Genomic DNA, 6,000 nt, shown 5'->3' on the forward strand with positions numbered 1-6,000 from the left:
GGGCATGGCGCCCGCCCTTCGGTTTTACTCTTCGCGGCGCAAGTGCGGGAAGAGAATCACGTCGCGAATGTTCGGCGAATCGGTAATGAGCATGATCAGGCGATCGATGCCGATACCGCAGCCACCGGCCGGCGGCATGCCGTATTCCAGCGCGCGGATGTAGTCGGCGTCATAGAACATCGCCTCATCGTCGCCCGCGTCCTTGGCCGCCACCTGTGCCAGGAAGCGCGCTGCCTGGTCTTCGGAATCGTTCAGCTCGGAGAAGCCGTTGGCCAGCTCGCGGCCGACGATGAACAGCTCGAAACGCTCGGTGATGCCGGCTACCGTGTCCGACGCGCGCGCCAGTGGCGATACTTCGGCCGGGTAGTCGACGATGAAGGTCGGCTCCCATAGCTGCGCTTCGGCGGTTTCCTCGAACAGCGCCAGTTGCAGCGCGCCCAGGCCGGCCGTCGAAAACGGCTTCACGCCGAATTTGAGCAGTTCGGCCTTGATGAATTCCGCATCCTGCAGCTGCTCCGCGGTGTAGTGCGGCGCATAGGCGTTGATGGCGCCGACGATGGTCATGCGGCGGAACGGCTTGGACAAGTCAAGCGGCTTCCCGCCATAGGTCAGTTCCGCGGTGCCGTGCGCATCGATGGCGGCCTGGCGGATCACCGCTTCGGTGAAATCCATGATCCACTGGTAGTCGGTGTAGGCCGCGTAGAATTCCATCATCGTGAATTCAGGATTGTGGCGCGGCGAGACGCCTTCATTGCGGAAGTTGCGGTTCACTTCAAACACGCGATCGAAGCCGCCGACCACCAGGCGCTTGAGGTACAGCTCCGGCGCGATACGCAGGAACATTTCCATGTCCAGCGCGTTGTGGTGGGTGACGAATGGCTTGGCGGCGGCGCCACCAGGAATCGAATGCAGCATCGGCGTTTCGACTTCCATGAAGTCGTTCTTTTCCATGAACCGGCGGATCGACGACATGGCTGCGGTACGGGCCTTGAACGTGCGGCGCGCCTGGTCATTGGTAATCAGGTCCACATAGCGCTGGCGGTACTTGGTTTCCTGGTCCGACAGGCCATGGAATTTGTCCGGCAAAGGACGCAGCGACTTGGTGATCAGGCGCAGGGTCGATACCTTGACCGTCAGTTCGTCGGTCTTGGTCTTGAACAGCGTGCCTTCGATGCCCAGGATGTCGCCCAGGTCGTAGTGGCTCAGCGCTTCCATCGCCGCTTCGCCGGTTTTGTCGAGCGTGACGTAGATCTGGATGCGGCCGTCGGCGCGCGGGCCGGACGAATCCTGCAGGGTTGCGAACACGGCTTTTTTACCGGCTTCGCGCTTGAGCATCATGCGCCCGGCCAGGACCACGGGCACCTCGGTCGCTTCGAGTTCTTCGCGCGTCTTGCTGCCGAATTCCTCGACCAGTTGCGCCGCCTTGTGCTGCGGACGGAAATCGTTAGGAAAGGCGATGCCGCCTTCGCGCAGCGTGGCCAGCTTGGCGCGGCGCTCGGCGATCAGTTTGTTTTCATCTGCCGGGGCGGGAGCTTGGTCTTGGATGTCCGTAGTCATGGTGAGTATCGCTATGTGGGTTGATGCAGGTATGGGATTACGTATAAATCAGGACGAAAACAGTGCGTCGATCGTCAGCTCGGAAAAATCGCTGGCGATGTGGATGACGTTGTCGAATTCGGAAAAGGCGGCGGCGGGCAGGGTGGTGGTCAGCACCACGGCGCGCATGCCGGCGCGGCGCGCCGCTTCCACGCCCAGCGGCGCATCTTCGAACACGATGCAGTGTTCGGGCGCGACGCCGCAGCGTTCGGCCGCGAGCAGGAACACGTCCGGATGCGGCTTGCCGCGCGCAACATCGGCCGCGCCGACCACGGTGTCGAAGTGGCGGCGCAGGTCCAGGCCATCGAGCGTGAAGGTGATGTTGGCGTTGGGCGCGGCGGTCGCCACGGCCAACGCAACATTCATCTCCTTGGCCAGCGCGATCAGGCCGTCGAAGCCCATCACCGTTTTGCGGTGCGGCTCGTACAGCTCGCGGTAGACCAGTTCCTTTTCGTCGTTCAGGATCCGCACCTCGTCGTCATTGAGGTGTTCGCCCATGTGCGAACGGATGATTTCCTTGCCCTGGCGACCTGCCGTGGCGCGGAAAAACTCGTCGGCGTCGATGTCCTTGCCGCGGCGCTGGAAAAAGGCGATCCAGGACTCGGTGTGAAAGGACATGTTGTCGACGATCGTGCCGTCCATGTCGAAGATGAATGCGCGTCGGGTAGCGGTCATGAATTACACGCCTTGCTTGAGTGAGGCCGAGATGAAGTCGTCCAGGTCGCCGTCCAGCACACCCTTGGTGTTACCGGTCTCGAAGTTGGTACGCAAATCCTTGATGCGCGACTGATCGAGCACGTAGGAGCGGATCTGGTGGCCCCAGCCCACATCGGTCTTGGAGTCTTCGAGCTTCTGCTGCTCGCTCATGCGCTTGCGCAGTTCGTGCTCGTACAGCTTCGCCTTGAGCATTTCCATCGCTTCGGCGCGGTTGCGGTGCTGGCTGCGGTCGTTCTGGCACTGGACCACGATGCCGGTCGGGCCGTGCGTCATGCGGACCGCGGAGTCGGTTTTGTTAATGTGCTGACCACCGGCACCCGACGCGCGGTAGGTATCGACGCGGATATCGGCCGGGTTGACGTCAATCTCGATCGAGTCATCGACTTCCGGATACACGAACAGGCTGGTGAACGACGTGTGGCGGCCATTGGCGGAGTCGAACGGCGACTTGCGCACCAGGCGGTGAACGCCGGTTTCGGTGCGCAGGTGGCCGTAGGCGTACTCGCCTTCGACCTTGAGGGTCGCGGTCTTGATGCCGGCAACCTCGCCGTCGGACTGTTCGAGAATCTCGACCTTGAAGCCCTTGCGTTCGCAATAGCGCAGGTATTGACGCAGCAGCATCGAGGCCCAGTCCTGGGCTTCGGTACCGCCGGCGCCAGCCTGGATGTCGATGAAGCAGTTGTTGGCGTCCATCGGATTGCCGAACATGCGGCGGAACTCCATGGCTTCGACCACGGCCTTGATGGCGTCGGCGTCGACGATGACCGCTTCGAGCGTGTCGTCGTCGTTTTCTTCGCGCGCCATCGCGAACAGGTCGTTCGCGTCTTTCAGGTCGGCGTCGGCCTTCATCAGCGTGTGCACCACGCCTTCGAGCGCCTTTTTCTCTTTACCGAGATCCTGGGCGCGTTTCGGATCGTTCCAGACGGTCGGATCTTCTAGTTCTTCGTTGACTTGTTCGAGCTTCTCTGACTTTTTATCGAAGTCAAAGATACCTCCGAAGTTCGGCTTCACGATCCGTCAGGTCGTTGAGCAGGGCGGAGAGGGCGTTAATGCGTTCGGCTTCCATGGCGTTTCCGGTCTTATTGAATTGGTTAAATCGAACCTTCGATTATACCCCAGCGCGCCACATTTCCGTTCCTTGCCGTGCACCCGGCTTGATCGGGGTCGCGGCGCTGCGTATCATGCGCCATACGATGACCAGACCATCCCCGCCCACTTGCCCGAAAGCGCCCCCTATGCGTTATCAAATTTTCATTCCCGTCTTGCCCCTGATGTTCTGCGCCGCCGCCGGCGCCGCCAACCCGCCCACCGGGTCGACCGCGGTGGTCGGGGTGATGGAAACGACCGACCTGCACTCGAACGTGCTCGGATACGATTACTTCAGGCTGTCCCCGGAGCCGTCGCTGGGCCTGGACCGCACCGCCTCGCTGATCGCCCAGGCGCGCCGGCAGTTCCCGAACAATCTGCTGTTCGATAACGGCGACACCATCCAGGGCAGCGCGCTGGCCGACTACCAGGCACTGGCCAAGCCGCTCAAGTGCGACCAGACGCTGGCCATCTACAAGGTCATGAACAAGCTCGGTTACGACGGCGGCGGCATCGGCAACCACGAATTCAATTACGGCCTGGCGTACCTGAGCCAGGTGACCGGCAACCGCTTCGAGGTCGATGGCGTCGACGCGGCCAGGCCGCGCTGCGCCGGACCGGCGTTCCCGCAGGTGCTGGCCAACGTCTACAGCCTCAAGACGCGCAAGCCGCTGTTTGCGCCGTACAGCATCATCGACAAGCAGATCGCCGCGCTGGACGCCGACGGCAAGCCGGTGACGGCGACGCTCAAAGTCGGCATCATCGGCTTTGCGCCGCCGACCATCCTGTCGTGGGACAAGCGCTGGCTGGAAGGGAAGGTCTACACCGAGGGCCTGCGCGAAACCGCGGCCAGGTTCATTCCCGAAATGCGCGCCAAGGGGGCCGACCTGGTGGTGGCGATTTCGCACGGTGGGCTGGACGACAGTACCTACGCGCCGTCGATGGAGAACGGGAACTGGCACCTGTCCAAGGTCCCCGGGATCGACGCCATGCTGATCGGGCACTCGCACCTGCCATTCCCGAACGCTGCCAGCACGGTCCCGCAATTCAACCTGCCGGGCGTGGACAAGGTCAAGGGCCTGGTCAACGGCGTGCCGACCGTGATGGCCAACCTGTGGGGCAAGCACCTCGGCGTGATCGGCCTGCACCTGTCGTACGACGGCCAGCGCTGGGTGGTCGACCGCAGCAAGACGACGGTGGAGGCGCGCGCTGCGCAGCAGGCCGATAAATCGTTCATCGCGCCCGATCCGGCCATCGCGGCGCTCGTCGCGGCCGAACACGAAGCGACCATCCGCTACGTCAAGACGCCGGTCGGCGCGACCGACTTTCGCATGTCGACCTATTTTGCCGACGTCGGCGACGTGTCGGCCATCACCGTGGTCAACCAGGCGCAGGCCGACTATGTGATCAAGTATGTCAAGGCCAGCATGCCGCAGTATGCGGCCTTGCCGGTGCTGTCGATGGCGTCGCCGTTCAAGGGCGGCACCGCCGGCGTGACCGATTACACCGACGTCAAAGCCGGCAGCCTTGCGCTCAATAATGCGGCCGACCTGTACCTCTATCCGAATTCGCTGTACGCGGTGAAGGTCAATGGCGGGGAGCTGAAGGACTGGCTGGAGCGGGCGGCGGAGCGCTTCAACACCATCGACCCGGCGCTGGCGACGCCGCAGGAGCTGGTCAACACCGCTTTTCCGACCTATAACTTCGATGCGCTGACGTCCAAGGATGTGAGTTATGAAATCGATGTCACCAAGGCGCCCGGCCAGCGTATCAGGAACCTGCGCTTCCGCGACAAACCGGTCAACGCCTCGAACGAATTTCTGGTGGCGACGAATAATTATCGCGCCAGTGGCGGTGGCGGTTTTCCGGGCCTTGACGGCAGCAAGACCGCGATTGCCGCGCCGGATGCCAACCGCGATGTGCTGATCGCCTACATCAAAGACGTGAAGAACCTGACGCGCGCGCAGCACGGCCAGCAGCGCAGCTGGCGCTTTGCCAAAACCCGCACCGCGGGGCCGGTGGTGTTCCATTCGGCGCCCGGGCTGCTGCCGCTGGCGCGGCAGGCTGGCCTTGGCAACGTGTCGATGCTGCGCGCCGACGATGGCCTGGGCAAGGGCTTTGCGCTGTACGCGGTCGACCTGTCGAAATGACGCGGCGCCTGCTGCTGGCGGCGCTGCTGTGCGGCTGCGCCCTGGCGCACGCGCAGCCGCTCGATCCGGCCGGCCTGGCGCGCTTGCAGGGCGCCGCGGCGCAGGACCCTGAGGCTGCGTATGACCTGGGCCGCATGGTCCGCAACGGCATCGGCACGGCGCGCGAACCGCTGCGCGCCTTCGCGCTGATCGAGTCGGGCGCCCGGCGTGGCCATGCACCTGCCATGTTCACCTTGTCGGCCATGCTGGCGGCCGGGGAGGGCTGCGCGGCCGACATGGCGGCGTCACGGCGCTGGCTGGAAGCGGCCGCTGAACTGGAGCATCCCGAGGCGCTGCAGCAGATCGCCATGTACGTGCAGGAAGGCGCGATGGGATATGCGCGCGACCCGCAGCGCGCCGCCCAGCTCCTGCGCGAAGCGGCGCACGCGATGACCCATCGCGCGCACGGCCA

General features: G+C 63.7%; 5 protein-coding genes. 2 read left to right on the forward strand and 3 right to left on the reverse strand.

Annotated elements, in window-relative coordinates:
- Nucleotides 1-24: 24 nt before the first annotated feature.
- From lysS to prfB, 3 genes are all read right to left on the reverse strand, one after another.
- On the reverse strand, nucleotides 25-1,557 hold the full coding sequence (lysS, locus tag RBA41_RS26490) for a lysine--tRNA ligase (RefSeq protein WP_233294916.1): 1,533 nt from the start codon (nucleotides 1,555-1,557) through the stop codon (nucleotides 25-27).
- Nucleotides 1,558-1,605: 48 nt separating this feature from the next.
- Nucleotides 1,606-2,271, reverse strand: coding sequence for an HAD family hydrolase (locus RBA41_RS26495; protein WP_306627322.1), 666 nt, complete (start codon nucleotides 2,269-2,271; stop codon nucleotides 1,606-1,608).
- 3 nt (nucleotides 2,272-2,274) lie between these two features.
- Nucleotides 2,275-3,379, reverse strand: a protein-coding gene (prfB, locus tag RBA41_RS26500; RefSeq protein WP_306627323.1) for a peptide chain release factor 2 whose coding sequence is annotated in 2 segments (ribosomal slippage) — nucleotides 2,275-3,297 and nucleotides 3,299-3,379 — 1,104 coding nt in all. Because the reading frame shifts where the segments join, the coding sequence is not laid out codon by codon here.
- Nucleotides 3,380-3,548: 169 nt separating this feature from the next.
- Between prfB and RBA41_RS26505 the strand changes: the two genes are divergently transcribed.
- Both RBA41_RS26505 and RBA41_RS26510 read left to right on the forward strand, forming a co-directional pair.
- A complete protein-coding gene (locus RBA41_RS26505; RefSeq protein ID WP_374709607.1) occupies nucleotides 3,549-5,549 on the forward strand; it encodes a bifunctional 2',3'-cyclic-nucleotide 2'-phosphodiesterase/3'-nucleotidase in 2,001 nt (666 codons plus the stop codon).
- Nucleotides 5,546-6,000 (forward strand): tetratricopeptide repeat protein (locus RBA41_RS26510; RefSeq protein ID WP_306627325.1); only part of this gene is annotated, 455 nt, incomplete at its 3' end. The genes RBA41_RS26505 and RBA41_RS26510, both read left to right, overlap by 4 nt.

Origin of the sequence: Massilia scottii, from assembly GCF_030846495.1 — a bacterium.
GTDB classification, from domain to species: domain Bacteria; phylum Pseudomonadota; class Gammaproteobacteria; order Burkholderiales; family Burkholderiaceae_D; genus Telluria_A; species Telluria_A violaceinigra.

Bases quoted from the DNA above. Each gene is read 5' to 3' on its own strand.
- RBA41_RS26495 (WP_306627322.1), bottom strand. From the start codon at position 2,271: ATGACCGCTACCCGACGCGCATTCATCTTCGACATGGACGGCACGATC.
- lysS (WP_233294916.1), bottom strand. From the start codon at position 1,557: ATGACTACGGACATCCAAGACCAAGCTCCCGCCCCGGCAGATGAAAAC.
- RBA41_RS26505 (WP_374709607.1), top strand. From the start codon at position 3,549: ATGCGTTATCAAATTTTCATTCCCGTCTTGCCCCTGATGTTCTGCGCC.